The organism is Pedobacter rhizosphaerae (assembly GCF_900111155.1).
Classification (GTDB): Bacteria; Bacteroidota; Bacteroidia; order Sphingobacteriales; family Sphingobacteriaceae; genus Pedobacter; species Pedobacter rhizosphaerae.
On the sequence record NZ_FOGG01000007.1, the window covers coordinates 216,490 to 243,306 of the forward strand.

General features: G+C 38.4%; 22 protein-coding genes. 16 read left to right on the plus strand and 6 right to left on the minus strand.

All coding sequences use genetic code 11. The annotated features are described in order from the left end of the window. Positions 1-249: 249 nt before the first annotated feature. The 10 genes from BMX11_RS08120 (at position 250) to BMX11_RS08165 (ending at position 11,216) form a co-directional block, all read left to right on the plus strand. Positions 250-1,014, plus strand: coding sequence for an alpha/beta fold hydrolase (locus tag BMX11_RS08120; RefSeq protein WP_090883298.1), 765 nt, complete (start codon positions 250-252; stop codon positions 1,012-1,014). After that, positions 1,014-1,676, plus strand: a complete 663-nt coding sequence (locus tag BMX11_RS08125) for a CBS domain-containing protein (protein ID WP_090883300.1) — start codon at positions 1,014-1,016, stop codon at positions 1,674-1,676. The genes BMX11_RS08120 and BMX11_RS08125 overlap by 1 nt, the downstream gene beginning before the upstream one ends. Before the next feature lie 9 nt (positions 1,677-1,685). Next, the gene (locus tag BMX11_RS08130) at positions 1,686-2,567 is read left to right on the plus strand and encodes an NAD kinase (RefSeq protein ID WP_090883302.1); all 882 of its coding nucleotides are present in this window, start codon (positions 1,686-1,688) and stop codon (positions 2,565-2,567) included. A gap of 2 nt (positions 2,568-2,569) precedes the next feature. Then, positions 2,570-3,367, plus strand: coding sequence for a type IX secretion system protein PorG (porG, locus tag BMX11_RS08135; protein ID WP_090883304.1), 798 nt, complete (start codon positions 2,570-2,572; stop codon positions 3,365-3,367). Between the two features lie 19 nt (positions 3,368-3,386). Further along, positions 3,387-4,127: an isoprenyl transferase gene (locus BMX11_RS08140; RefSeq protein ID WP_090883306.1), complete on the plus strand. Its 741-nt coding sequence runs from the start codon at positions 3,387-3,389 to the stop codon at positions 4,125-4,127. A gap of 145 nt (positions 4,128-4,272) precedes the next feature. Next, entirely contained in the window at positions 4,273-6,816 is a 2,544-nt protein-coding gene (gene bamA, locus BMX11_RS08145) for an outer membrane protein assembly factor BamA (protein WP_090883308.1), read from the plus strand. Between the two features lie 101 nt (positions 6,817-6,917). Then, complete coding sequence (locus BMX11_RS08150) at positions 6,918-7,445, plus strand: OmpH/Skp family outer membrane protein (protein ID WP_090883310.1); 528 nt, start codon at positions 6,918-6,920, stop codon at positions 7,443-7,445. Between the two features lie 58 nt (positions 7,446-7,503). Further along, positions 7,504-8,082, plus strand: coding sequence for an OmpH/Skp family outer membrane protein (locus BMX11_RS08155; protein WP_090883312.1), 579 nt, complete (start codon positions 7,504-7,506; stop codon positions 8,080-8,082). Positions 8,083-8,226: 144 nt separating this feature from the next. Further along, a complete protein-coding gene (gene murI / locus BMX11_RS08160) occupies positions 8,227-9,048 on the plus strand; it encodes a glutamate racemase (protein ID WP_090883314.1) in 822 nt (273 codons plus the stop codon). Positions 9,049-9,314: 266 nt separating this feature from the next. Beyond that, entirely contained in the window at positions 9,315-11,216 is a 1,902-nt protein-coding gene (locus BMX11_RS08165; protein WP_090883316.1) for an amidophosphoribosyltransferase, read from the plus strand. A 274-nt stretch (positions 11,217-11,490) separates the two neighbouring features. Here BMX11_RS08165 and BMX11_RS08170 read toward each other — a convergent pair whose 3' ends face one another. Continuing rightward, positions 11,491-12,117, minus strand: a complete 627-nt coding sequence (locus BMX11_RS08170) for a LysE family translocator (protein WP_090883318.1) — start codon at positions 12,115-12,117, stop codon at positions 11,491-11,493. A 145-nt stretch (positions 12,118-12,262) separates the two neighbouring features. Between BMX11_RS08170 and BMX11_RS08175 the strand changes: the two genes are divergently transcribed. The 5 genes from BMX11_RS08175 (at position 12,263) to BMX11_RS08195 (ending at position 18,313) form a co-directional block, all read left to right on the plus strand. Then, on the plus strand, positions 12,263-13,696 hold the full coding sequence (locus BMX11_RS08175) for an MFS transporter (RefSeq protein WP_090883320.1): 1,434 nt from the start codon (positions 12,263-12,265) through the stop codon (positions 13,694-13,696). 61 nt (positions 13,697-13,757) lie between these two features. Beyond that, positions 13,758-14,213 (plus strand): deoxycytidylate deaminase, encoded by a 456-nt coding sequence (locus BMX11_RS08180; protein ID WP_090883322.1) that lies wholly within the window; start codon positions 13,758-13,760, stop codon positions 14,211-14,213. A 73-nt stretch (positions 14,214-14,286) separates the two neighbouring features. Continuing rightward, the gene (guaA, locus tag BMX11_RS08185; protein WP_090883323.1) at positions 14,287-15,816 is read left to right on the plus strand and encodes a glutamine-hydrolyzing GMP synthase; all 1,530 of its coding nucleotides are present in this window, start codon (positions 14,287-14,289) and stop codon (positions 15,814-15,816) included. Positions 15,817-15,917: 101 nt separating this feature from the next. Then, the gene (locus BMX11_RS08190; protein WP_090883324.1) at positions 15,918-17,132 is read left to right on the plus strand and encodes an ABC transporter substrate-binding protein; all 1,215 of its coding nucleotides are present in this window, start codon (positions 15,918-15,920) and stop codon (positions 17,130-17,132) included. 20 nt (positions 17,133-17,152) lie between these two features. Further along, on the plus strand, positions 17,153-18,313 hold the full coding sequence (locus BMX11_RS08195; protein ID WP_090883325.1) for an RsmB/NOP family class I SAM-dependent RNA methyltransferase: 1,161 nt from the start codon (positions 17,153-17,155) through the stop codon (positions 18,311-18,313). A gap of 508 nt (positions 18,314-18,821) precedes the next feature. Here the strand turns inward: BMX11_RS08195 and BMX11_RS08200 are convergent. The 4 genes from BMX11_RS08200 to BMX11_RS08215 all read right to left on the minus strand — a co-directional run bounded on the left by BMX11_RS08200 (position 18,822) and on the right by BMX11_RS08215 (position 24,744). After that, positions 18,822-19,403: a MarC family protein gene (locus tag BMX11_RS08200; protein ID WP_175474507.1), complete on the minus strand. Its 582-nt coding sequence runs from the start codon at positions 19,401-19,403 to the stop codon at positions 18,822-18,824. 72 nt (positions 19,404-19,475) lie between these two features. Then, positions 19,476-20,810, minus strand: a complete 1,335-nt coding sequence (locus BMX11_RS08205; protein WP_090883326.1) for a porin — start codon at positions 20,808-20,810, stop codon at positions 19,476-19,478. Between the two features lie 96 nt (positions 20,811-20,906). After that, positions 20,907-22,364, minus strand: coding sequence for an amino acid permease (locus BMX11_RS08210; RefSeq protein ID WP_090883328.1), 1,458 nt, complete (start codon positions 22,362-22,364; stop codon positions 20,907-20,909). A 133-nt stretch (positions 22,365-22,497) separates the two neighbouring features. After that, on the minus strand, positions 22,498-24,744 hold the full coding sequence (locus tag BMX11_RS08215) for a sodium-translocating pyrophosphatase (RefSeq protein WP_090883330.1): 2,247 nt from the start codon (positions 24,742-24,744) through the stop codon (positions 22,498-22,500). Between the two features lie 280 nt (positions 24,745-25,024). Between BMX11_RS08215 and BMX11_RS08220 the strand changes: the two genes are divergently transcribed. Continuing rightward, entirely contained in the window at positions 25,025-26,461 is a 1,437-nt protein-coding gene (locus BMX11_RS08220) for an APC family permease (RefSeq protein ID WP_090883332.1), read from the plus strand. A gap of 156 nt (positions 26,462-26,617) precedes the next feature. Here BMX11_RS08220 and BMX11_RS08225 read toward each other — a convergent pair. Further along, positions 26,618-26,817, minus strand: a 200-nt coding sequence (locus BMX11_RS08225) for a transposase (RefSeq protein WP_139180146.1), incomplete at its 5' end; no start/stop codon positions are given.

The following is a 26,817-nucleotide window of genomic DNA, read 5'->3' on the forward strand; positions in this document are numbered from 1 at the left end:
ATCTTGATACTTGCTACTTGGCTCTTGCTACTAAGATCTTGCTACCTGGCTCTCGCTACTAAGATCTTGCTACCTGGCTCTTGCTACTTGATACTTTACATGAGCATCTTGATACTTGATTCTAACTTCTTGATACTTATAGAAAGGTTTTTGTACCGTTTTCGTTTTTATTTCAATAAAATGGCAAAGAAATGCAAAAATTTAACATTACTCTATTAACTTAGTAGCACAGTACCATCTAGAATATATATGACACACCAGATAAAAGAAGAAGACGGATTTAAATACATCGAAGCTGGAAAAGGCGAAACCCTGGTATTGCTGCATGGCCTAATGGGCGAATTAAGTAATTGGGAGCAGGTAATTGATCGTTTCAAAGACCGTTACCATGTTGTTGTTCCCATTTTGCCTATTTATGAATTGCCTATATTAACTTTAGGAGTGAAGGCACTTTCAAGATACGTTCATCGTTTTTTAAAATATAAAAACTTTAACCAAGTTGTTCTCGTAGGTAACTCTTTAGGAGGGCACGTAGGTTTAGTGTTTACAGTGGCGCACCAGGAATTTGTTAAGGCGCTGGTACTTACCGGAAGTTCTGGTTTGTATGAAAATGCTTTTGGAGGCTCTTTCCCACGTAGAGAAAGCTACGATTATGTAAGGGAAAAGGTAGAATTTACTTTCTATGATCCTGCAACAGCAACAAAAGAATTGGTAGATGATGTGTTTGCTACCATTAATGACAGATCAAGGGTGATTAGAATCTTAACCATGGCAAAGTCTGCAATCAGACATAACATGGCCAAGGAATTATCTAAAATTACTATCCCCGTTTCATTGATTTGGGGCAAAAACGACAAGGTAACACCGCCAGAAGTGGCTGAAGAGTTTCATGAACTGCTTCCCAACTCTGAGCTGAACTGGGTAGATAAATGTGGGCACGCACCTATGATGGAGCAGTCTGAAATATTTAATAATTATCTGGAAAAATTTTTAGATAGAATATTGCTTAAATAATGTTTGCTGAAGAAATCATATCGAATGGTATACTTCCATTAAGAACCGATGACTCGGTGCAAAAGGCTTTAGATCGTATGAACGAATTTAAACTAAAGCACTTGCCTGTTGTTAACGAAGGGGCTTACTTGGGCTTAGTTGCCGAAGATGATTTAATCACCATTCAGGATCATGAAACTGATCTGGCACATGCCGGATTGAACCTATTGGCAGTTTTTATCCTCAATGATGCGCATACTTATGATGTAATTCGGTTATTGAGCCAGTTGAAACTAACGGCCGTAGCTGTTCTTGATCAACAAAAAAATTATAAGGGGCTTATCTCCATAAATAATATGATTAACGCTGTTGCGCAACAGTATGCAGTGAACGAACCTGGCGGGATTATCGTATTAGAAATCAGTAACCGTGATAATTCTTTAGCGCATATTGCACAGATTGTTGAGGCAGATAACGCTCAGATCTTATCTTCTTATGTGAATTCATTTGAAGATTCTACCAAACTAGAGGTAACCCTTAAAGTAAATAAAACAGAAATAACTGGCCTTGTGGCTTCTTTTGAAAGGTATGATTATCAGGTAAAAGAAGTTTATAACAATACTCAGGTTGATAACGGAACGCAAGAACGTTACGATTCCTTTATGAACTATCTAAATGTATAAAACCAACGTATGAGGATTGCAATTTACGGAAGAGACTTCAATGATACAGTTTTGCCCTATGTACAAGAGGTTTTTAACCATTTAACAAATCACAATATCCAACCCGTAATCTATTCAAAGTTTAAAAAATATCTGGATGGAAAGGTAGAGTTACCTCATCATACGGTTGTTTTCCATAATCATGAAGAACTTAAGGCATCTGCAGATGTATTGCTGAGTTTAGGTGGAGATGGAACCTTATTAGATACCCTTTCATTGATCAGAAACTCTGGTATCCCCGTAATCGGGATTAACTTTGGTCGTTTGGGATTTCTGGCCAGCATCAATAAAAATGAAATTGAATCTGCCTTAAATGCACTTATTCAAGGAGAATATACACTGGATAGCAGATCGCTGCTTACATTAGAATCAGATAATGGATTGTTTGGCGAAGAGAACTTTGCTTTGAACGACATTACCATTCACCGCCGTGATAATTCGGCGATGATGATTATTCATGCCTCTATGAATAATGAGTTTATTAACTCCTATTGGGCTGACGGATTGATTATTGCAACGCCAACAGGATCCACTGCTTATTCGCTAAGCTGCGGTGGCCCGATTATTTACCCAGATTCGGAAAATTTTGTGGTCACACCAATTGCCCCGCACAATCTTAATGTAAGGCCAGTGGTATTGCCCGATGATAATACTTTATCTTTTGAAGTAGAGGCCAGAGAATCAAAGTTTTTGGTTTCTTGCGATAGCAGGACCGTTACAGTAGAGCGTTCGGTAAAGATTAGCATAAAAAAAGCCGATTTTTGCGTAAATCTTGTCCGTCTAAACAATGAAACATACTTAAACACGTTAAGGAATAAATTATTATGGGGCATTGATACCCGTAACTATTAATTATGACGCTAAACAAACTCCTTGTAATCCCCTTATTTATCCTTTTTTCTAACCAGTATCTTGCCGCGCAAGAGGCAAACTGGGAATTGGGTATTATGGCAGGGGGAGCGGGTTACATGGGAGATTTGAATCAAAATAATCCTTTGCAAGTTAGTGGTTTATCGGGCAGCTTGTATGCCAAAAGAAACTTTAATCAATATATTGGTATCAGGTTAAATTATACCTATGGGAAAATTAAGGCCGATGATGCTGCATCAAGTAATGCCCAGTTCAGGGAACGGAATCTAAGGTTCAAAACATCCCTTAATGAGTTAAGTACCTTAGTAGATTTCAACTTCTTTAATTACAACCTGGGCGGTGGCACCAGGCAATTTACACCCTACCTGTTTACCGGAGTAGGTTTTGTTGTTTTTAGACCAACTGCAGAGTATAATGATACAAAATATCGGTTAAATAGATTTTTAACTGAAGGGCAACAGGAGAGTTATAGTAATGTAGCTTTAACCATTCCTTATGGTGTTGGACTGCGTTATAATTATAAAGGAGCATGGAGTGTTTTCTCTGAAATTGGCTACAGAACCGCCTTCACAGACTATTTGGATGATGTTAGTGGTCTATATCCTGTAGAACAACGCATTGTGGGAGATTCACCTAATCAAATTAATTTATCTGACCCCTCACTGCATCAAACGGGGTATCCGGGCACACAAAGAGGCGATTTTAGAAAAAGGGACACTTATCTATTTGTTAGTGTTGGCATATCTTTTACCTTTGTATCCTCAAAATGCTATTCCTTTTAAGCTGATTTTGACATAATTAATGGGATTTAAAGAACAAATAGATTATAATCGTTTGCCAAAACACATTGCCGTAATCATGGATGGCAATGGTAGATGGGCAAAAGGACAAGGTAAGGTAAGGGTTTTCGGACATGAACAGGGTGTACTTTCTGTGAAAGATATTGTAGAAGGTTGTGTTGAAGTGGGTATAGAATACTTAACACTTTATGCCTTTTCTACAGAAAACTGGAACAGGCCCAAGGAAGAGGTAGATGCCTTAATGCAGATTCTGATTTCTACCATCAACAAAGAAACCGAAACCCTTAATAGAAATAATATTAAGCTTAACGCAATAGGCAATATCGAATCGTTACCACAAGAGTGTATTAATGATTTGAAAGAGGCCATGGCTAAAACAGCACATAACGAAAAATGTACGTTAACTTTAGCTTTAAGTTACAGTGCAAAATGGGAGATTGTGGAAGCGGCAAAGAAAATTGCTGCTGCGGTTAAAGCCAATGAAATTGACTTAAATGATATCAACGAGGAGCTCTTTTCCTCTAAATTAACTACGGTAAATGTTCCCGATCCAGAACTAATGATCAGGACCAGCGGAGAGCACCGCATCAGTAATTATCTGTTGTGGCAAATGGCTTATACCGAGTTTTATTTCACCGATGTTTTATGGCCGGATTTCCGAAGAGAAGATCTTTTTGAGGCCATTGTAGACTTCCAAAAACGCGAACGTCGTTTTGGAAAAATTAGCGAACAATTAAACTAATTTTTCTTTTAACACTTTTTAACAAGCGTTTAAACTAACTTAGCACCACTTTTATACGAAAAATGAAATCAAGGTAAGGAGAAATAAAAAAGGAAATTGTATCCCATTTTCCGTTACCCTGAACATTACTGAACAAATTATTTTGATGAAAAGAATATTTCAAGTTTTAATCCTTCTAGTTTTAGCCGCTCCGGCCTTCGCTCAGATTCGCCCTCAAGGTCAGGCACCGGCAACTCCCTCATTAAAGGTTGGTGGCTTGGATGTCGATTACTTTAGTCCTAAAGAATATATTATTGGTGGAACCACCGTTACCGGAACACAATATTTAGATAAAGATGTATTGGTAACCCTATCTAAATTAACTAAAGGAGATAAAGTTGTTCTTCCGGGCGATGCGACTTCAGATGCAATTAAAACCTTATGGGCTCAAGGCTTGTTCGATGATGTTAAATTGAATATCGAAAAATTTGTAGGTGATTCTGTTTTCTTTGAGATAGAGGTGGTAGAACGCCCAAGATTAAGCTCTATTGATTTAAAAGGAGTGCGTAAATCTGAAAAAACAGCTATTCAGGAAAAACTTAATGATAAAACCGGAAAAATTGTAAATGATAACCTTTACAATACTACATCAGCGGTTGTAAAAAAGTATTTGCTGGATAAAGGTTTCTTCTTTACTAAAATTGATTATAAAACACGGAAAGATCCAAATGCAGAAAACAGTGTGGTTTTAGAGGCCAACATTGATAAAGGGCATCGTGTTAAAGTTCAGCATATCGATTTTACGGGAAACAAAGAATTTAAATCAGCAAAGCTTAGAAAGTTTTTGAAAAGTCCTAAGCAATTTGCCTGGTGGCGTTTTTGGGGTTCTGGAAAGTTCTCTAAAGAAAAATACGAAGAGAATAAAATTAAGATGATAGCTAAACTTCATGAAAAAGGCTATCGCGATGCTGAATTATTGAAGGATACCATCTATCAGCATAATGCCAAGAAGGTAAACATCAGAATGGACATGTATGAAGGTAAAAAATACTATTTTGGTAATATTACCTGGGCAGGAAATGCGATTTATCCAGACAGTATCTTAAGAAAAGTATTAACCATTGAAAAAGGTGATGTTTTTAGTGAAGAACGCTTAAACAAGAAATTAAACGGTGGTGGTGAAAATGGCGGAGATATCAACAGTCTTTATACTGATAATGGTTACTTAACTTTTAACATTGATCCGGTTCAAACCCGTATTTACGGTGATACCGTTGATGTGGAATTGAGAATGTATGAAGGACCTCAGTATACCAACAACCGCATTACTTTAAAAGGTAACACCATTACTAATGATAAAGTTGTTTTAAGAGAGATCCGTACCAAGCCGGGACAGAAATTCAATAAGAGTGATTTGATTCGTACCATTCGCGAGATTGGTCAGTTAGGTAATTTTGACGAATCTAAAACTGTTCCTACCCCTCGCCCTAATCCGGCAGATGGGACCGTAGATATCGAATATGCGGTAGAAGAAAAACCTTCAGATCAGATCGAGTTATCGGGTGGTTTCGGTGGTGGCCGTATCATTGGTACTTTGGGCTTAACTTTTAATAACTTCTCTTTACGTAATTTATTTAACCTTAAAGCTTACAAACCACTTCCTAAGGGGGATGGACAGAAATTAAGCTTGCGTGGTCAAACCAACGGTAAATATTACCAGTCATATAGCTTCTCTTTTTCACAACCTTGGTTTGGTGGAGAGAAACCAGTTAGTTTTGGTATCAGTGCATTTACTTCACTACAATCAAACGGCTTAAGTTCTGACAATGCACAGTTCATGAAAATCCGTTTAAATGGGGTTACTGTAAGTTTGGGTAGAAGATTAAACTGGCCAGATAACTACTTCCAGTTAAGCCACGCCATTAACTTGCAACAGTACATCTTAAATAACTATACTGGTTATTTATTCCAAACCGGTACTTCATATAACTTAAACTTGTCGCAAGAGTTAAGCAGAGACTCAAGAGATTCGCCTATCTTCCCTAAATCGGGTTCATTTATCCGTTTTACAGTACAGGCTACCCCTCCATATTCATTGTTTAATAAAATCAACTATTCAACAGCATCTGATAAAGAAAAATATCGCTTCACTGAATATCACAAATGGAAATTTGATTCGCAATGGTATCAACGTGTTGTAGGTAACCTGGTTGTTAAGGCACAAGCTCAATTCGGTTTCTTAGGTCAGTATACTAAAGCCGTAGGTCAGTCTGCTTTTGAGCGTTTCAAATTAGGTGGTGATGGTATGCAAGGTTTTGACTTCTTACAAGGTTCAGAATTAATCGCTATGCGTGGATATGCAAACAATACGGTTATCCCGGTAGGTTCAGATCCAAGCATTGCACAGCAATCTGGTAGCCCAATTTATACCAAGTATGTTTTGGAGGCGCGTTACCCGGTAATTGCTAGTCAGCAGGCAACAGCATTCGTTCTTGCTTTTGCTGAAGGTGGTAATACGTGGAACAGATTTAGCGACTTTAATCCATTTAACATTAGAAGATCAGTAGGTGTAGGTGCCAGAATCTTCTTACCAATATTTGGTTTGTTAGGAATTGATTACGGATATGGTTTCGATGCTATCCCAGGTTTGCCAAGCTCTAACAAAGGACAGTTCCACTTTAGTATCGCACAACAATTAGGTGGATTTTAATTGATAAAGAGTAAAAATTTAACTAATTATGCAATAAAACATGGCAAGTTGAGTTTAAAGAAAGCTTAGGTTATTAACTAAATCATTAAAACACACACACAATGAAAAAGTATCTTTTTATCGCATTTCTACTTTGCACAAGCTTTGGTGCTTTTGCCCAAAAGTTTGCTTATGTAGACACAGAGTATATTTTAAAGCATTTACCAGAATATAAATCGGCCCTGAGTCAACTGGATGTTGCTTCAAAACAATGGCAACAGCAAGCTGATCAGAATTTCTCAGAAATCGACCGTATGTATAAGGCCTATCAGGCAGATCAGGTTTTATTAACTGATGATATGCGTAAGCGACGTGAGAACGAAATTATCGAAAAGGAAAAACAAGCTAAGGAATTCCAGCGCCAGAAATTTGGTCCGGATGGTGAATTATTCCAAAGCAGAGGCAGATTAATTAAGCCTATTCAGGATAAAGTAGCAGAAGCCATCAAGCAAATTGCTAAATCTAAATACTTAGACTTTATCTTTGATAAAAGCAGCGAAGCAACCATGATGATTTATGCCAGCAGCAGCTACGATTTAAGTAATGATGTTATTGTTAAATTAGGCTATAAACCTGGAGCGGCAAATTAGTATATTCGCCCATTGATCAAAAAACAATTAGAAAAAATAAAAAAGTAAAATAGAAAAGATGAGAAAGTTAATTAACGTATTCTTTGTAGCAGCAGGGTTATTGTTTACAGCGAATATGGCAAGTGCACAACAAAAGGTAGGTCACATTAATTCTGAAGAGGTTTTTGCTAACCTTCCTGAAGCTAAAACCGCTCAAACAACATTAGAAACTTTGGGCAAAACTTTACAAACAGGTATTGATGGTATGATTAAAGAATACCAAACCAAGTTAGCAGCAGCCCAAGCTAAAGAAAAAACTTTAAGTGAGGCTAACAAAGAAGTTGTGGGTAAAGAATTACAAACTGCAGGACAAGAATTACAAGATTTAGAAAAACGCATTACTGATGCACGTACAAAGGCATCTCAAGATGTAGGTACTAAACAAGGTGAGTTATTTCAACCTATTCAAGCTAAAGTAGCAACAGCTATCTCTTCTGTAGCTAAAGAAAAAGGTTTGGCTTACGTTTTCGATATTGCAAACGGTCAAGGTGGTAACAACTTAGTTTTCTGGGAAGGTGGCGATGATATCACTGCTGCGGTTAAAACTAAACTAGGTATTACAGCTACTGCTGCAAAACCAGCTGCACCTAAAAAATAGTCAGAAGCCTTGAGTCATTTACTCAAGACAACACGATAATAATTGCGGAAATAAGTTTATCTTATTTCCGCTTTTTTATTTTAAAGCGGTTATATTGCCAGTGTTTAAAACAAGCATATTAGCCGGAAATATTACCGCATAATAATGGAGAACACATCACCTATTGGTATTTTCGATTCAGGTTACGGTGGTTTAACCGTGTTTCGTGCAATTGCAGAGCAGTTACCCGAGTATAATTATATTTATTTGGGAGACAATGCGCGTTCTCCTTATGGGGATCATTCTTTTGATACAATTTATAAGTATACACTGGAATGTGTAGAATGGCTTTTCGCCAAAGGATGCCATCTGGTAATATTGGCCTGTAATACCGCTTCTGCAAAAGCGTTGCGTACCATTCAACAACGAGATTTACCGGTAAAATATCCTGGTAGGAGGGTGCTTGGTGTAATTAGACCGACTGCTGAAGTGATTGGTAGCTATACCCAAACCAAGCATGTAGGGGTGATGGGAACCAGAGGTACTGTAAATTCAGAATCATATCTGCTAGAGATCAATAAGTTTTTTCCAGAAGTTAAAGTTCATCAGCAAAGCTGTCCGATGTGGGTTCCGTTAATAGAGAATAATGAACATCTACAGCCTGGCGCAGATTTTTTTATTCAGGAATACTGTGGTCAGTTGATGCAGCAGTCAGATGATATAGATTGTGTTTTATTGGCCTGCACACACTATCCTTTATTACTTCCTAAATTAAAAAAGACTTTCCCCGACTATATTAAAATATTGAGCCAGGGTGAAATTGTAGCGGATAGCTTAGTTAATTATCTGGAAAGGCATCCAGAGATTGAACAATTACTGGGTAAAACAGGTACTAAAGCATTTTTTACCAGTGGAGATCCAGATGCATTCGATGCACACGCTTCTATATTCTTTGGAGAACCTTTAAAATCGAGTAAAATGGGATAAGGGAGGAGGTAAGATGGCTTGATGTAAGATGGATTGCATAGCGTTCGCGAGAACCATCGTCCATTTACCATCCATACATCTTACATTGAGTCTGTAAGTGTTTTATTGAAGGTTGCCATGCCCATCGTCCATTTTCCATCCATTCATCTTCCATTAAAAACTAAAATGGTTCAATGTCAGCCTAACCTCATCATTATAAAAAGAAAGCATTTTTATCTAGGTTGTGATTATTTAAAAGGATAACTTTGCGGCTTCAAACCCACACAATGAGTGATCAGATAAAACACGAATGCGGAATCGCGTTTATTCGCCTGTTAAAACCACTTTCTTACTACCAGCAAAAGTACGGTACAGCCCTTTACGGCCTAAACAAGTTATATCTCTTAATGGAAAAGCAACACAACCGGGGCCAGGATGGCGCAGGTATTGCTACCATTAAACTGGATATGAAACCAGGCAGTAGGTATATTAGCCGATATCGTAGCATGGCTTCGAACGCGGTGGCAGACATTTTTGAGTATGTACAAGGTAAGTTTGTAGATATTCAAGAGAACACGCCTGAACTAATGCAGGATACAGAGTGGCTCAAAAACAACGTTAGCTTTATAGGCGAAGTGTTATTGGGCCATTTGCGTTATGGTACACACGGTAAAAACAGCATTGAAAATTGCCATCCCTTTTTACGTCAGAACAACTGGATGACCCGGAATTTGGTAATTGCTGGTAACTTCAACATGACTAATGTTGATGAGTTATTAGAGCAATTATATGAGTTGGGCCAACATCCAAAAGAAAAGGCGGATACCGTAACGGTATTGGAAAAAATTGGTCACTTCTTAGATGATGAGAACCAGGAGCTTTTCGATGAGTACAAAAAAGAAGGTCACGATAACGTTGCCATTACTCATAAAATTTCTGAACACCTCAATATTGCAAACATCCTTCGCCGCTCGGCTAAAACCTGGGATGGAGGATATTCAATCTGTGGTATGGTAGGGAATGGCGATTCATTCATTATGCGTGATCCGGCAGGAATTCGTCCGGCTTATTACTATTATGATGATGAAATTGTAGTTGCTGCATCAGAGCGCCCGGCATTACAAACCGCTTTTAACATCCAGTTTAAAGATATTAAAGAAATTGATCCAGGCCATGCATTAATCATCAAGAAAAACGGTGAGGTAAGCATGGAGCAGTTCCGTGAGCCTACAGAGCGTTTATCTTGTTCTTTCGAACGTATCTACTTCTCTAAAGGAAGTGATGCAGAGATCTATCGCGAACGTAAGCAATTGGGTAGGTTATTAACCGATAAGATACTGGAAGCTGTTGGACACGATTTAAAAAATACAGTGTTCTCTTTCATTCCAAATACTGCTGAAGTAGCCTTTTTTGGAATGGTAGATGGCGTTAATCAATACGTGCGTAAGTTACAAAAGGATACGCTGCTACACAAAAAGGAACAGTTAAACGATGAACAATTGGAAGAATTGTTGTCATTGGCTCCTCGTGTAGAAAAACTGGCAGTTAAAGATGTGAAGCTCCGTACTTTTATTACGCAAGATGCGGATAGAAGTGAAATGGTTGCCCACGTATATGATACTACCTATGGTATTATTAACAATCATCAGGATACCCTGGTTGCACTGGATGATTCAATTGTTCGCGGTACCACCCTAAAACAGAGTATAATTAAGATTGTAGATCGTTTACATCCTAAAAAAATTATAATTGTTTCTTCTGCACCTCAAATTCGTTATCCTGATTGTTATGGTATCGATATGAGCAGAATGGGGCAGTTCGTAGCTTTCGATGCCGCTATACAATTGCTTACTGAACGTGGCATGTGGCAGGTAATTGAAGATGTATATACTAAATGTAAAGCATCCCTTTTGTTGCCTAAAGAGGAGATTGTTAATCACGTAAAAGATATTTATAAGCCTTTTACCCCAGAGGAAATCTCAGCGAAGATTGCACAAATTATTACACCTAAAGGTACGGTAGCAGAAGTAGAGGTAATTTACCAAAGCTTAGAGAACCTGCATGAGGCTTGTCCGAAAAATAAAGGTGACTGGTACTTCTCCGGAAATTATCCAACCCCTGGAGGTAATAAGGTCGTAAATAAAGCCTTTATCAACTGGAAAGAAGGAAACAACCAAAGAGCATATTAATCAAAAAGCCCCGAAATTTTCGGGGCTTTTTGATTGTTGTGGGTTACGGGTTGTAGGTTACAGGTCTGTGTGCATTAGCGAAATCATTAACTTTTCTCCATTCTTTTAATAGGTTTGGCCAGGTGTACAATTTACAACTGGATTTTAACCACAAAGAGCATCAAGTTTAGCACACAAAGATAAAGTGGAATGGTTAGGCATCCAGACTTATAACTTACCACCTACAACTTAAAACTAAATGTTCAGACACCCAGCTTTACAACCAGCAACTCAACTAAGAATAGAATTTCAGATACGTTTTAACAATCAGCCAGATGGCAAAAAAGATAATTACTACCCCGGCTATTTTGTTAAGCTTTTTAAGCGCATCTTCCTTTATTTTATAGCGCAATTTACTTGAATAAAAGCTTTTTGCCCCGTCTATACTGAGCTGAGTAGCCATGGCAATAAAGAAACATACTAGTTTCTCGTTAAGCATATTGTTAAGTTTAACCGAGATAATCCCACTTACAATAATCCAGAACATGAGTGTAGAAGGGGTAAGGATACACATTAAGAACCCCTTTAAAATATAATTACGCTTACTTACCTTTTGCAAGGTAGTATTGTCATAATGTACAGTAATTTTAGATACGAGATAGTAGATACCTACTGCCAACAAAAAAGCACCGCCAACGGTGCCTACATATTTATCAAATTCAGATTTGTACTCGAAAAACTGACTGCCAAAAAGCACGAGGCCAATTAATACCACATCGCTGATAATGACACCAATGGCCAGAGAAAAGCCCGCTTTAAAGCCTCTTTCTATACTGGTTTTGATCATTGCAAAAAATACCGGACCTGTTAAAAACGACGAAATAATCCCTGCCCCTATACCTAAAATGATGGCTTCAAACATGCATTGTATTGTTTATGATATGCGAATATGCAATTTTATACCTAAACATCTGACATTTATTTTTGTTGGATCTGGTTGCACAAAAGTTACCCGATTTTAATTTTTTTTTATTTAAGTTTAGCCCCACTAAAACTAAATTTAAAAAATGAATTCAGAGCAAACACAAACCAAATGGGGGCAGTTCATTCCCCTCGTTACGGTTTTCTTTTTTTGGGGCTTTGTGGCCGCAAGTAACGACATCTTGATTCCTGTATTTAAGGAAGCATTTAAACTTAGCCAATCTCAAAGCCAATTGGTTTCTTTAGCATTTTATATTGCGTATACAGTGGGCGCATTAATTTACAACGGGATTTCTGTCGTAATGAAGCAGGATATTGTAAACAGGATTGGTTATAAAAACGGTTTAGCTCTCGGTTTAGCCATATCTGCTGTAGGTACTTTGCTATTTTACCCTGCTGCAAATACAGGTTCATTTGCCTTAATGCTCTCGGGACTATTCATAGTGGCATTAGGTTTTTCTCTGCAACAAACAGTTGCTAATCCTTTGGCTATCGCCTTAGGGCCTATCACTACCGGATCTCAACGCTTGACTTTAGCAGGTGGTATTAACAACTTTGGTACAACTATCGGCCCATTGATTGTAAGTTTTGCCATTTTTGGTTCTAATACCGGTGCAGCTTCGAATATCAGTATTGAAAGTGTTAAAATTCCATATTTAATATTGGGGGCGGCCTTCATCGCAGTTGCTATTTTCTTGAAATTTTCATCATTGCCTGATAGACCGGAATTATCTGAAGCTAATGATGGTGAAGCCAAAATAGAAGGATCTGCATTAAAATTCCCGCAATTGGTGTTGGGTATGATTGCCATTTTCTTGTACGTAGGTGTGGAAGTTTCTACAGCAAGTAATTTACCTGCTTACATGGAAAAAGATTTAGGATTTGCTATTGCAGATGTTGCTCCATACATCTCTTTATATTGGGCCAGTTTAATGATCGGAAGGTGGACCGGTGCAGTTGAAGCTTTCACCGATAACATGAGTACACAAAAAATATTAAGGTTTATTGCGCCTTACCTTGCTTTTGGGGTATTTTTAATCGTAAACGCTATAGCAAATCATGATTTACGTCCGTTTTATGTATATGCTTTGATTATTTTAGTCTTAATCGGGGCGGATATGGCGAGTAAAGGTAACCCGGCAAGAATGCTGTTAATCTTTTCCGGTTTCGGTATTCTGGCAACGTTAATTGGAATGTTTACTACGGGTATGGTGAGTGTATATGCCTTTACCAGTGTTGGTTTATTCTGCAGTACATTATGGCCATGTATCTTCACCTTAGCGGTTAGTGGCTTAGGTAAACATACCAGTCAGGGCAGTAGTTTCCTCATCATGATGATCATGGGCGGCGGAATTATCAGTTGGTTACAAGGTTTCATATCCGAGTTTACAGGCATTCAATACAGCTATATTATTGGTGTATTGTGTTTTGCCTACCTTGCGTTTTATGCCTGGAGAGTAAGCAGCATTTTAAGAAGCCAGGGAATCAATTTTGATAAAAAGATTTCTGGCGGACATTAATATTTAAAGCATTAATTTTACGGCCACAGGATTGTTCCTGTGGCTTTTTTATTTTAATATCATGGATAAACCGAGTTTCGATACCATATTTATGAATTTGGCTACTGATTTAGCTGCCCGCTCACACTGTGTGCGCGCACATGTTGGTGCTGTTTTAACCAAAGATACCCGTATTATTTCTATAGGATACAATGGACCGCCGGCAGGTACACATAATTGCGATGAAGAGTGGCCTGAACACGGTTGTGCAAGAGATAGTAAGGGAAGCTGTTCTTTAGCTTTACATGCAGAAGAGAATGCGATTTTGTATGCTTCAAAAAATGGATCTAAAATAGAAGGCTGCACCTTGTACACTACATTATCACCTTGTATCGCATGCGCGAGATTGATCTTATCTTCAGGTATTAAGTTAGTATACTATTCTAAATCTTATGCCGCATATAAAGGTTTGCCGAGCGATGAAGGTGTGGATTTTTTGAGGAAATTTGGAGTGGAAGTGAAATTGATGGAATCTTAAACAATCTTTTAATTTATCTTATTTCTTTGACTTTTCGGCTTTTACCTTTCAGCATAAAATCCTATCTTTGCCCATGCTAGAAAAAATCATTATCCTCGATTTTGGTTCGCAATATACACAACTCATAGCCCGTAGGGTTCGCGAACTGAATGTTTACTGTGAAATTTATCCTTATAACAATATTCCAGAATTTGCTGACGATGTAAAAGGTGTCATCTTTTCAGGAAGTCCTTATTCGGTTCGTCAGGAGGATGCACCTCAAATTGATTTAGCAAAATTCCATTTAAAATACCCGGTATTGGCGGTTTGTTATGGCGCACAATACATTGCACAACATTCAGGTGGTGATGTTCAGCCTTCTTCGACAAGAGAGTATGGACGTGCCAATTTGAGTTTTGTCAACCAGGAGAACAAGCTTTTCAAAGGAATCAATATCGAATCTCAGGTTTGGATGAGTCATGGTGATACCATCACCCAGATTCCCGATAATTTTGAGCTGATTGCCAGCACCGAAAGTGTAAGGGTAGCCGCTTATCATGTAAAAGATTCTGATACTTATGCTATTCAATTTCACCCGGAAGTTACCCACAGTATTGATGGGAAGGTGCTTTTGGAGAACTTTTTAGTGGATATCTGTGGTTGTAGTCAAGATTGGACTTCAGCAGCTTTCGTGGAAACTACAATTGCTGATTTACAAGCACAAATAGGAGATGATAAAGTAGTTTTAGCACTTTCAGGAGGCGTGGATAGCAGTGTAGCGGCAGTATTGTTGCACAAGGCGATTGGCAAAAATCTTCACTGTATTTTTGTAGATAACGGCCTTTTACGTAAAAATGAATATGAAAGTGTATTAGAGCAATATAAAGATTTCGGTTTAAATATTAAGGGTGTAGATGCCAAAGATCGCTTTTTGGGCGAGTTAGCAGGTGTTGAAGATCCAGAAACTAAACGTAAGATCATAGGTCGCGTATTTATCGAGGTGTTTGATGATGAAGCGCACCAGATTCAGGATGTGAAGTGGTTAGCACAAGGAACCATTTATCCCGATGTAATTGAATCAGTTTCAGTTAAAGGTCCTTCTGCAACCATTAAATCTCACCACAATGTGGGTGGCTTGCCTGATTTCATGAAACTAAAAGTAGTAGAACCATTAAAGTCTTTATTCAAAGATGAGGTTCGCCGCGTAGGAACAACGTTAGGTTTGGAATCTTTTATTTTAGGTAGGCATCCTTTCCCTGGTCCAGGTTTAGGTATCCGTATCATCGGTGATGTTACCCCAGAGAAAGTAGCTATTCTGCAAGATGCAGATCAAATTTACATCAACAACCTTAAGGAAGCTGGTTTATATGATAAAATCTGGCAGGCAGGAGCGATATTCTTACCGGTAAGATCAGTTGGTGTAATGGGAGATGAGCGTACCTACGAAAATGTAATTGCTTTACGTGCCGTAGAATCTCTTGATGGGATGACTGCAGACTGGTGCCACTTACCATATGACGTGTTAGCCAAAATCTCTAACGAGATCATCAATAAAGTTAAAGGAATAAACAGGGTTGTTTATGATATCAGCTCTAAACCACCTGCAACTATTGAGTGGGAATAATTTAAATCCAGAATTTTTAGCCGAAAGGCTATATAAATAATACGATTATGCTAGCAAGGTGGAATAAACTTTGCTAGCATATTTTGTTAAAGATAGTAGGTATGCGTTTAAGATATAAATATTGGTTTCTGGTTTTAGGATGTGTTTTTTTAGCGGCTTGTTCGCCCAAGATCAGAACACCCCGACCTGAAACAAAGCCGGCAGAAAAGGAAAAAGTGGCTGAAAAGAAACCGGTTAAAAGATTTTCTCAAGCCAATGTTTCGCTGTTAGTACCTTTCAGGCTAAATGAGGTTAATCTGAAAACAGCCACCAAATCCGATATTGAGAAGTTTGCCATGCCTATCGATTTCTATCAGGGGTTTAAGTTGGGCCTTGATTCTGTAGCCGCTTCGGGGTTAAATTTTAAATTGAATGTTTTCGATACCCGTGATGACAATGCGCATATCTCCCACCTGTATAAAAATGACGGTTTTAAACAGAGTAATCTGATTATTGGACCAGTTTTTCCCGATGGCCAGAAATTTATCTCCAATTATGCTAAAGAAAACAATGCTTTAATTGTATCGCCTTTGGCAGCTTCTCAACCAGCAGATTTTAATAATCCTAATCTGGTATCTATAGTCAATAATATAGATCTGCATGCTAAAAGGATAGCAACTTATATCACTAAAAATTTTAATGCTTCCAATACGATCATCGTATTGATCAATACTAAGAAAACAGAGGATGAGCAATTTGCTGCGCCTATAAGAAGTTTTTTTGGGAACTATTCCAAAGTAAAATATCCTGTTCAGGAATATGCGTCATCTTATGCGTTCGAAACCAAAATGATTAAGGGAAAGCAGTATGTAGTGATTGTTACTTCTCCTGATCGTGCATTTGTTCTTCCTACGGTAGAAAAGCTTTATAAATTGAAGAATCTGCCTTCAGGTGGTTATAATATTCAGCTTTTTGGTCATCCAAATTGGGTGAAGCAAAATTATCCTGCAGATAAACTCGAGAATCTAAATGCCATAGTGAGTTCTTCCTACAAAATCGATTATAAAAGCGCTTCGGTGATTTCATTTATTAAGCGATATAGAAGTAAATATGGCTTTGAACCTGGTGAATATGCATTTAAAGGCTTCGATATTGCTTATTACTTTGGTAAACTACTCTCTACCTATGGCGAGGACTACAGAGATTATCTCACCAAAGAGAAATATAAAGGACTACATAATAATTTCTCTTTTATTCATGATGAGAAGTTTGGCTATATCAATACCAGTTTAATGTTGTTGAGATATAAAAATTATGCGTTAAACGTTGTTGATTAATCAGTTATTTCCTAATCTATATGAGAGCAGAACACCAGTTAAAAGCTTTTGAACAAATTTTAGCCAATTATGATGGCAGTATGCCCTTGCATAGGTTTTTACCTTCTTATTTCAAGCTTAATAAGCAAATGGGGTCTTCTGACAGGAGATGGGCAACGCGGCATATATATAGTTTTTTTAGGTTAGGAAAGGCACTTTCTACTCAGAATAATGAGCTGCGATTGAGTGTAGCAGATTTTCTCTGTCATCAAACACCCAGCCTGATCGTTGGAAAGAATTTTCCTGAACTCGCAGAAAAAACTGAAGTGTTATTCGCTGATAAACTCGAACTTATCAAAAGTAAATTTCCTGATTTTAGCTTAGAGGAAGTATTCCCGTTTAATCAACACCTGTCTGAAGATATGGATCGGGAAGCGTTTTATGAGTCTTTTTTTAAACAGCCTGATCTTTTTATTCGGGTAGTTGAGGCACAGATGGAAACTATTTTGAGGGAGTTAAGAACAGCTGAAATTGCGGTAGAACAACTTTCTCCAACAACGATAGCCTTGAATAATGGTACGAAGCTGGAAGGGATTTTAAAAGAAGGAAGTTATCAGGTACAGGACTTATCTTCTCAATACACAGGAACTTATTTTGAACCCCAAAAATGGGATAAATGGTGGGATTGTTGCGCTGCTTCCGGTGGAAAGACGTTGCTGTTGCACAGTCTGGAGCCTAATTTAGGTTTACTGGTAACCGATTTAAGAGAAAGTGTTTTGGCTAATCTTGATGAGCGCTTTCGTTTGGCAGGGATTAAGAAATATCAAAAGAAGGAACTTGATTTACTACAGAATAATGATCAGTCACTGCATCATTATGAGTTTGATGGAATTATTTTAGATGCGCCTTGTACCGGATCGGGTACCTGGGGGAGAACCCCGGAAATGCTTACTTTTTTTGAACCCCGTAAAATCAATCAGTTTTCTACCATACAAAAGGGGATAGCTCAAAATGTGATCAAATATTTAAAACAGGATAAACCATTAATTTACATCACTTGTTCGAGCTTTGCTGAAGAGAATGAAGCTGTTGTACAGTTTATGTTGGATAATCTTCCGCTGAAATTAGACAAAATGGAGCTGATTAAAGGCTATAGCCAAAAAGCAGATACTATGTTTGTCGCAAGGTTAATCAAGACTTAGGCGTGCCTAAACCATGATTTAAACTTTCGTTTGAGGTATTTTATTGCTTCGATTAAAACAGCGATGCCTCCTATAATTGCGGTATACTCTTCAAATCTGTTCATCTTGTTGCTTTGTTGTTTAGACGCTATTGAGGTAAGTTTGTTACAGTTGTTCTTCGTTTATTGGCTTTTCGTAATCGTCTTGCTGAACTTGTTTTAGCATCTTTAATTGGTTTACAGTAGAGGCCCTGAAACAAGTTCAGGGTGACGGCAGTAGGAGTGGATTTTAGAAAAGAACTTTTTCGTAATCGTCCTGCTGAACTTGTTTCAGCATCTTTAATTGGGTTAACCTTTAAGACCCTGAAATGAATTCAGGGTGACGGCAGTAGGAGTGGAACTTCTTCACAATCGTCTTGCTGAATTTATTTCAGCATCTTTATTTGGGTTAACAGTAAAGGCCCTGACCCGAAGCGCAGATCTACGCAGTAAAATAAATTCAGGGTGACGAGTGTACTATATCCAATTAACTACAATCCCGTGTTATTTCTAAAAAGCTTAATCGCTATAGCCAATAAGATCACTCCAAAAGCTTTCCTTAATACATTCAACCCAGATTTACCGAAAAGTTTCTCTAATCTGTTGGTATTTTTCAGTACGAAATAAACAAACAGCATATTCAGTAAAATCCCAACCAGGATATTTTGCGTGGCATATTCGGTTTTTAAGGAAAGTAGGGTAGTCATCGTTCCTGCGCCAGCAATAATGGGGAAAGCGAGTGGTACTATGGAAACCGTTTCCGGCGCTTCTTCTTTAAAGATGGTTAAGCCCAATACCATTTCCATGGCAATAAAGAAGATTACAAAGGAACCTGCAATGGCAAATGATTCGACATCCAAACCGATTACTTTGAGTAAAGATTCTCCAACCAAAAGAAACAAAACCATGAGCACTGTAGCCACTATGGCCGCTTTTTCAGACTCTATATGTCCTGCTTTTCTGCGGAGCTCGATAACAACAGGTATAGACCCCAGGATATCAATAATGGCAAAGAGTACCATTGTGGTTGAAAGAATCTGGCTTAAGTTGAATTTCAGAAAATCGAATTCCATAGCGGTAAGGTTTTAAGCAAAGGTAATTCAATTTGCATAATTCAGCTCATTCGGGCCAGAATTTATCTGCTCCTAAAAATAGAACTGCGTTCTTAAAGTGAAAACATTATCTTTTCGATCTGTTTCATATCCGGAAATTTGGGTGGATTCATTTTTAATCACGTCATAGTAAACAACCGCTTTGAAATGCGGATTAAAGTGATGCAGGAAGCCAAATCCAAAAGTGTCAAAACGAACATCAGCAGCCGATAGGCCGTTGAGTGCAGAGATCGCATTTCCCTTTACTTTAGCATTAGGATCATACCAATCGTATTTAAGAATAAGTTGGTTATCGGTGCTGTTTAAGGTTTGAACGAAGGTAACATAAGCACCATTAAATGTTCTGGTATAATAAGGTAAGGCAACCGATTTGCTATCTACCGGGTAAGAGCCTGGTGTAGTAGAGGTTGTTCCTGTGCCGGTTTGTAAACCTGAAATTACTTCTGCCCTCAATTCCGATTTCCAGCTTTTTTTATTAGTGGCCAATTGGACATCAGCACCATAATATCTTCTTGGAGCCACCTGGTTGATGTTGTTGGCCGAAGAATCCTTAACCATTTTCCAGGTTTCGTTGCTTTGCTGCATACGGTAACTTACAGGTAAGCGATGGTTTAAGCCCCCTTGCAAGGTACTAACTCCACCAGCTATAGTGAATGGGGTATTTTTAATCGGAATTGATTTATGGCTAAGTCGGAAAATAAAATCTTTGCTATTATCGAACTCACCAGGACCAGCCAAGCCCTGACCGTTATATATTCCCATATCGAGCACCACATTTCTTAATTTTGCACCCTTCCAGCGTGGATTTATAGTAAATGTAACCCCTAAATCACGCTCTGTTTTCATCAAAATCTGAGACATTCTGCCCCTTTCTGGCGCTTCCCTAACGGAAGAAGATAATTGGAGCTCATTACCGAAAGGACGGCCAGACAAGCCTAAGGTTACGGATAATATTTTCCATTTATTTTCATAATAGCGTCCCCAGAAATCGCGGATAGCTACACCTTGTTCAGTACCATCGAACTGAAGTACAAAATACGTGGATGGACTGCCATCTTCATTCAACATCATGTAATCAGCCCTTAAACGGCCACGTCTTAATCTGAATCTATTACTGGTATATTCTCCAAAGTTACCGCCCTGGTATTCGGCTTGTGTACCCTTAGACTCGGCAAATTGAAATTGTGGCTGCAAATATCCACTAAATGATAATGAACCATATTTCTTGGAAATTATCAATAAATGGTTAACGGTAGTCGAATCCATAACATCATTAATAGTTCTTTGCGCAACTGCTTGATAGCCTGTTGATAATACGAAGAATAAAATAATCAGGGATTTATACTTGGGTAACAACTTAAAGTTCATTTCAGATTTTTTTGCAAAGGTAATCTATTAACAATTATTTAATACAAAAAAAGCCCACGATTTAATTCGCGGGCCTTTAAAAAATATCTTAAATGATTATAATTCTGGTTTTGGAGGATCAACCGGAGGAACCACCTTGCCTTTATTTCTAAGCACTGAGTTTCCTTTGCCGTAGAAGAAATAAATAGCAATTCCTAATCCCATCCAAATGGCTAGTCTAATCCAGGCTTCGAAAGGTAGCGAGTACATTAAATACACGCAAACAACTATACCCATGATTGGCACAAATGGTACTAAAGGAGTTTTAAACGGACGAGGCCTGTCTGGATCTGTTTTACGTAACAACATCACGCCTATACATACTAAAGAGAACGCAAATAATGTTCCGATAGATACCATGTGACCTAAATCCGTAACAGGAACGAAACCAGCAAAAATACTCACGAATACCATGAAGAATAAGTTGGTTTTGAAAGGTGTTCTGAATGTAGTGTGGATACTGCTAAAGAACTTAGGTAACAATCCATCTTTAGACATGGTATAGAACACTCTTGATTGTCCCATTAACATTACCAAGATTACCGAAGTGTATCCAGCTAAAATGGCAATAATTAAACCCAATTGTAAGAAATTGTATCCGGTAACCTTAAATGCTGTAGCAGCTGGAGAAGCATCACCTTTAAAAACATTAAAAGGCACTAAACCAGTCATTACGTGTGCAAATAAAACATATAAGATCGTGCAGATTACCAAAGATCCCAGGATACCTATAGGCATTCCTTTTTGCGGGTTTTTAGCTTCTTGAGCAGCCGTAGACACTGCATCAAAACCGATAAAAGCAAAGAATACTAAGGCTGCGCCAGCGGCAATACCTGAGATACCAAATTCGCCATAAACACCTGTGTTTTGCGGAATATAAGGGGTATGGTTTGCAGGATTGATGAATTTCCAACCTAGAGAGATGAACAAAATTACCACTGCTACTTTAACAATAACAAGAATATTATTCAAACTTGCAGATTCTTTTGTACCTCTGATGAGCATCAAAGAAAGAAGTGAAACGATAACTACCGCAGGTAAGTTTATTCCTCCGCCATCAACTTCGGCAAAGGATTTGGTCAAATACAGCGGCATTTCCACACCGAATTCATGAAGTAATTTATTAAAATACCCAGACCAGGAAACCCCAACTGTTGCAGCACCCAATGCATATTCTAATACTAAGTCCCATCCAATAATCCAGGCCATAAACTCACCCATAGTTGCATATGAATAGGTGTAAGCACTTCCCGCTACAGGAATCATAGAGGCAAACTCTGCATAACATAAGCCAGCAAATGCACAGCCTACTGCAGCTAATACGAATGATAGAGTTACTGCTGGTCCAGCATGGTCTGCTGCAGCTATACCAGTTAGGGAGAATAACCCTGCCCCAATAATAGCTCCAATACCCAGGGCAACAAGGCTCGTACTGCTTAACGTGCGCTTTAATGTGCCCTCACCACTTTCAGCAGATTCTGCTATAAGCACATCAATAGGCTTTTTTAGATTCATAAGTTGTTTAGTCTTTTATGTTTGTCGATTTTTTTATGATAATAAGCCGTAAACCTAAATAAAAATTACGAAAATGTAAAAGGGGATTTTGTTAAAACCCCTTTTTTGCAATTTTATATCTTAGTTTTTACAACTAGTGGCTTAAAGTATCGGTAGTATTGATCAAAGTGTCGATAATTACGTTACCTAAACTATCGGTTTTTTGCTGAATTTTAATTTCTTTGCGAACTTCTTGTCTATGTTCGGAAGTTACAGCCTTAACTGCGATGTATGGGGCAATAACTAGTGAAACTATAGACATTAATTTGATTAAAATGTTCATGGAAGGGCCTGAAGTATCTTTGAAAGGGTCTCCAACGGTATCTCCTGTAACGGATGCTTTATGTGGCTCCGATTTTTTGTAGTAAGTTTCTCCATTGATGACGCAACCTTGCTCAAAGGATTTTTTGGCATTGTCCCAGGCTCCACCAGCATTGCTTTGAAAAATTCCCATTAGTACGCCTGTTACGGTAACACCGGCAAGCAGGCCGCCCAAAACTTCAGGTCCGAAGGTGAAGCCGATAATAATAGGGGTGATCAATGCAATTGCTCCAGGCATCATCATTTCCCGAATAGAGGCTTTGGTAGAAATCGCTACGCATTTTTCATATTCAGGTTTGGCTTTATATTCCATAATGCCAGGAATTTCGCGGAACTGTCTTCTTACTTCCTGTACCATATCCATTGCTGCTTTACCAACGGCCTGTATACAGAGTGCTGAAAAGATAAAAGGAATCATGCCACCGATAAACAAGCCTGCCAGCACGGGCGCTTTATAAATATCTATTGCGCTAATTCCTGCAATACCTACAAAAGCTGCAAAAAGAGCCAGAGAGGTTAGTGCTGCAGAGGCAATTGCAAAACCTTTTCCTGTAGCGGCAGTGGTATTCCCAACGGCATCCAAATTATCGGTACGCTCACGAACTTCCGGCGGTAATTGACTCATTTCTGCAATACCACCTGCGTTATCGGCTATAGGGCCAAAGGCATCAATAGCCAGTTGCATGGCAGTGGTGGCCATCATGCCGGCTGCTGCTATCGCCACACCATATAAGCCTGCAAAGTGATAAGAAGACATAATTCCTCCTGCTAAAACCAAAATTGGAATTACCGTTGATTTCATCCCGACAGAAAGCCCCGCAATAATATTGGTGGCATGGCCGGTTGAAGATTGCTGGATAATAGAATTAACGGGTCCTTTACCCATTGCGGTAAAATATTCAGTTACAATACTCATGATTGTTCCTACAACCAGGCCAACCATAATGGCGTAAAACACATTAATACTCGAAAATTCATATCCTCTAAGACTCAAGGTTTCAGGTAGCATCCATTTAACTACAAAGAATGAAGCTACGGCTGTAATAACAATAGAAGACCAGTTTCCTAGGTTCAATGCATTTTGTACGTTAGATTTTTCATCTTTGATGGTTACAAACCAGGTTCCGATAATGGAAAAGATGATTCCCAAACCACAAATGACCATTGGTAACAGAATAGGTGACATACCTCCGAATTTATCGGTTACCGAAATCTCTTGCCCCAATACCATGGTAGCTAATATGGTAGCTACATAGGATCCAAATAAATCGGCACCCATTCCGGCAACATCACCCACATTATCGCCCACATTGTCTGCAATGGTAGCTGGATTTCTAACATCATCTTCTGGAATCCCTGCCTCTACCTTTCCAACTAAATCTGCGCCCACATCAGCTGCTTTGGTGTAAATACCACCACCAACTCTGGCAAACAAGGCAATAGATTCTGCCCCTAATGAGAAGCCCGTTAACACCTCAATGGCCGTGCGCATCTCTGTGCTATTGGCGTTGGTAACATGAAATATCTGTAAGAAAACTATAAATAAACCGCCTAAACCCAGAACAGCAAGTCCTGCCACGCCAAGACCCATTACCGTACCACCGGTAAAAGATACTTTCAGCGCCTGCTTCAAACTGGTTCTGGCTGCTTGTGTGGTTCTCACATTGGCCTTTGTAGCGGCTTTCATTCCGATATATCCTGCAGTAGCAGAAAATACAGCCCCTATAATAAAGGATATGGAAATAATCCAGCTGGAATGCAGGGCTACACCATTAATTTCTGTTACGGTGCCTGAATAGGCTAATAAGGCGGCTGTAAAAACAACAAATACGCTTAATACTCTCCATTCTGCTTTTAAAAAGGCCATGGCACCATCGGCAATGTAGCCTGCCAGTTCTTGCATGTTTTTATCACCAGCATCTTGCTTGCTAACCCAGGCACTCTTAATCATCATGACAATAATTCCGATCAGGCCCAGGGCGGGGATCACATAAAGTAAATTGTTTTGTAAAAAATCCATAGTTAATATTTGGTTGTTGAGTTGTTAGCGTACATTAATAAATTTCATTCATTAAAAGGCATTACAATATAAGTAGTACACTGTTGTACTGCGTTATTTTATATTTATATCTGGTTATTATTTAGCAAGATAATAAATTATTCTTCTTCAGCTTAAAAAAATACCAACACGCTGAAATAAAATTTGTTCTATTAAAATAATACAGGGCGATACCAAAGGCTATTGTTTTTTTAAATAAATTAGCCACCAACTAAACTTTAAAACCAAGCAAAACTAAAAAATGGAAAAACTTCAGGAAAAAGGACCTCTTAAAAAAAAGCTAGGCCTTTTTGATGCCGCAATGCTGGTAATGGGATCGATGATTGGAAGTGGTATTTTTATTGTGAGTGCTGATATTATGAGGAACCTCGGTTCTGGTTATTGGTTAATTGTGGTTTGGATCATTACAGGGGTAATGACAGTTGCTGCAGCAATCTCCTATGGAGAACTGTCATCTATGTTTCCGAAAGCAGGAGGACAGTACACCTATTTGAAGGAGATTTTCGGAAAAATGATGGGCTTTCTGTATGGTTGGGGACTATTTACGGTAATTCAAACGGGTACCATTGCTGCTGTTGCGGTTGCCTTCGGTAAATTTACAGCCTATTTAATCCCTGCACTTAATGATGCCGCCCCCATATTTCAAAATGGCGGTTATAAAATAACCTGGATCCAAATATTGGCCATTGGGGTCATTTTGTTGCTTACTTTTATTAATACAAAAGGAGTAGAAAGTGGTAAATGGTTGCAGAATATTTTTACGGGCTCAAAAATCGTGGCTTTAATAGGTTTAATCATTTTGGGTTTCCTTTTAGTGAAAAGTAATTTTTGGGCAGATAATATGAGCTTTAGGTGGGATGCTTTCAATAATCTGAAAACAGATTCGGGAGGTAATTTTATCAAATCTGGCTGGGAATCTATTTCCGGAATGACCATAATGGGTGGTATTGCCGCTGCAATGGTAGGTTCGGTATTTTCGAGTGTAGCCTGGGAAAATGTAACCTTTGTTTCAGGAGAGATTGAAAACCCTAAAAAGAATGTGGTGCGGGCAATGGTTTTAGGTACTTCAGCGGTAATGATTTTGTACTTATTGGTTAATTTTATCTATCTCAATACTTTAAATAGAGATAGTATTGCTTTTGCCCTTAATGATCGGGTTGCAGTTGCAGCCTCCGAGCAAATCTTTGGTAGTGGCATAGGTACAATTGTAATGGCTGTGTTGGTTATGATTTCTACTTTCGGCTGCGTAAACGGTATTGTACTTGCCGGTGCAAGGGTATTTCAAACCATGGCTAAGGACGGCATGTTTTTTAAAGCTGCCCTGGATAACAATAAAAACGGGGTTCCTGAGAAATCGTTGTGGATGCAGGGAATCTGGGCTTCTGTTTTATGCTTAAGTGGTCAATACGGCAATCTTTTAGATATGATTTCTTTTGTGATTGTACTTTTCTATATGATCACTGTTTTTGGTGTTATTTATTTAAGGCTAAAGAAACCTGATTTGGAAAGACCATACAAAACCTGGCTTTATCCTGTTACACCTATTGTATATTTATTAATTGGGGCTGCATTTTGTATTTTATTGCTCATTTATAAGCAACAGTATACCTGGCCCGGCCTTGTTATTGTATTACTAGGTGTTCCGGTTTACTTCTTTATCAATAAAAAGACGGTTTAAGGTTGTAATAGTTTTATAATATAAGGATGAGGCTGTCTCAAAATAAATGAGGCAGCTTTTTTGTATTTAAATAAATCCTATGTGTTATTTCTTTGTTGCTGGCTAGAAATGTTTATTTATCCAGCATTTTGTTAAAAAGAGCAAAAGCAAGTCTTTTTAGGCTGCTTTTTTTCTAACATTTTGTGCAATTGCCAATAATCCCCATTCTATTGCCACTTTTTCTTTCCCCCGAAGCATGAAGCGGCGGAATCCGTGGTTCTGTTTAATATTCCCGAACACTGGTTCAACATCATGACACCTTTGCTTTCTTTTTTCAACTCCCTTTTCACTGTTGAGTAGCTGATATGCTTTTGCTT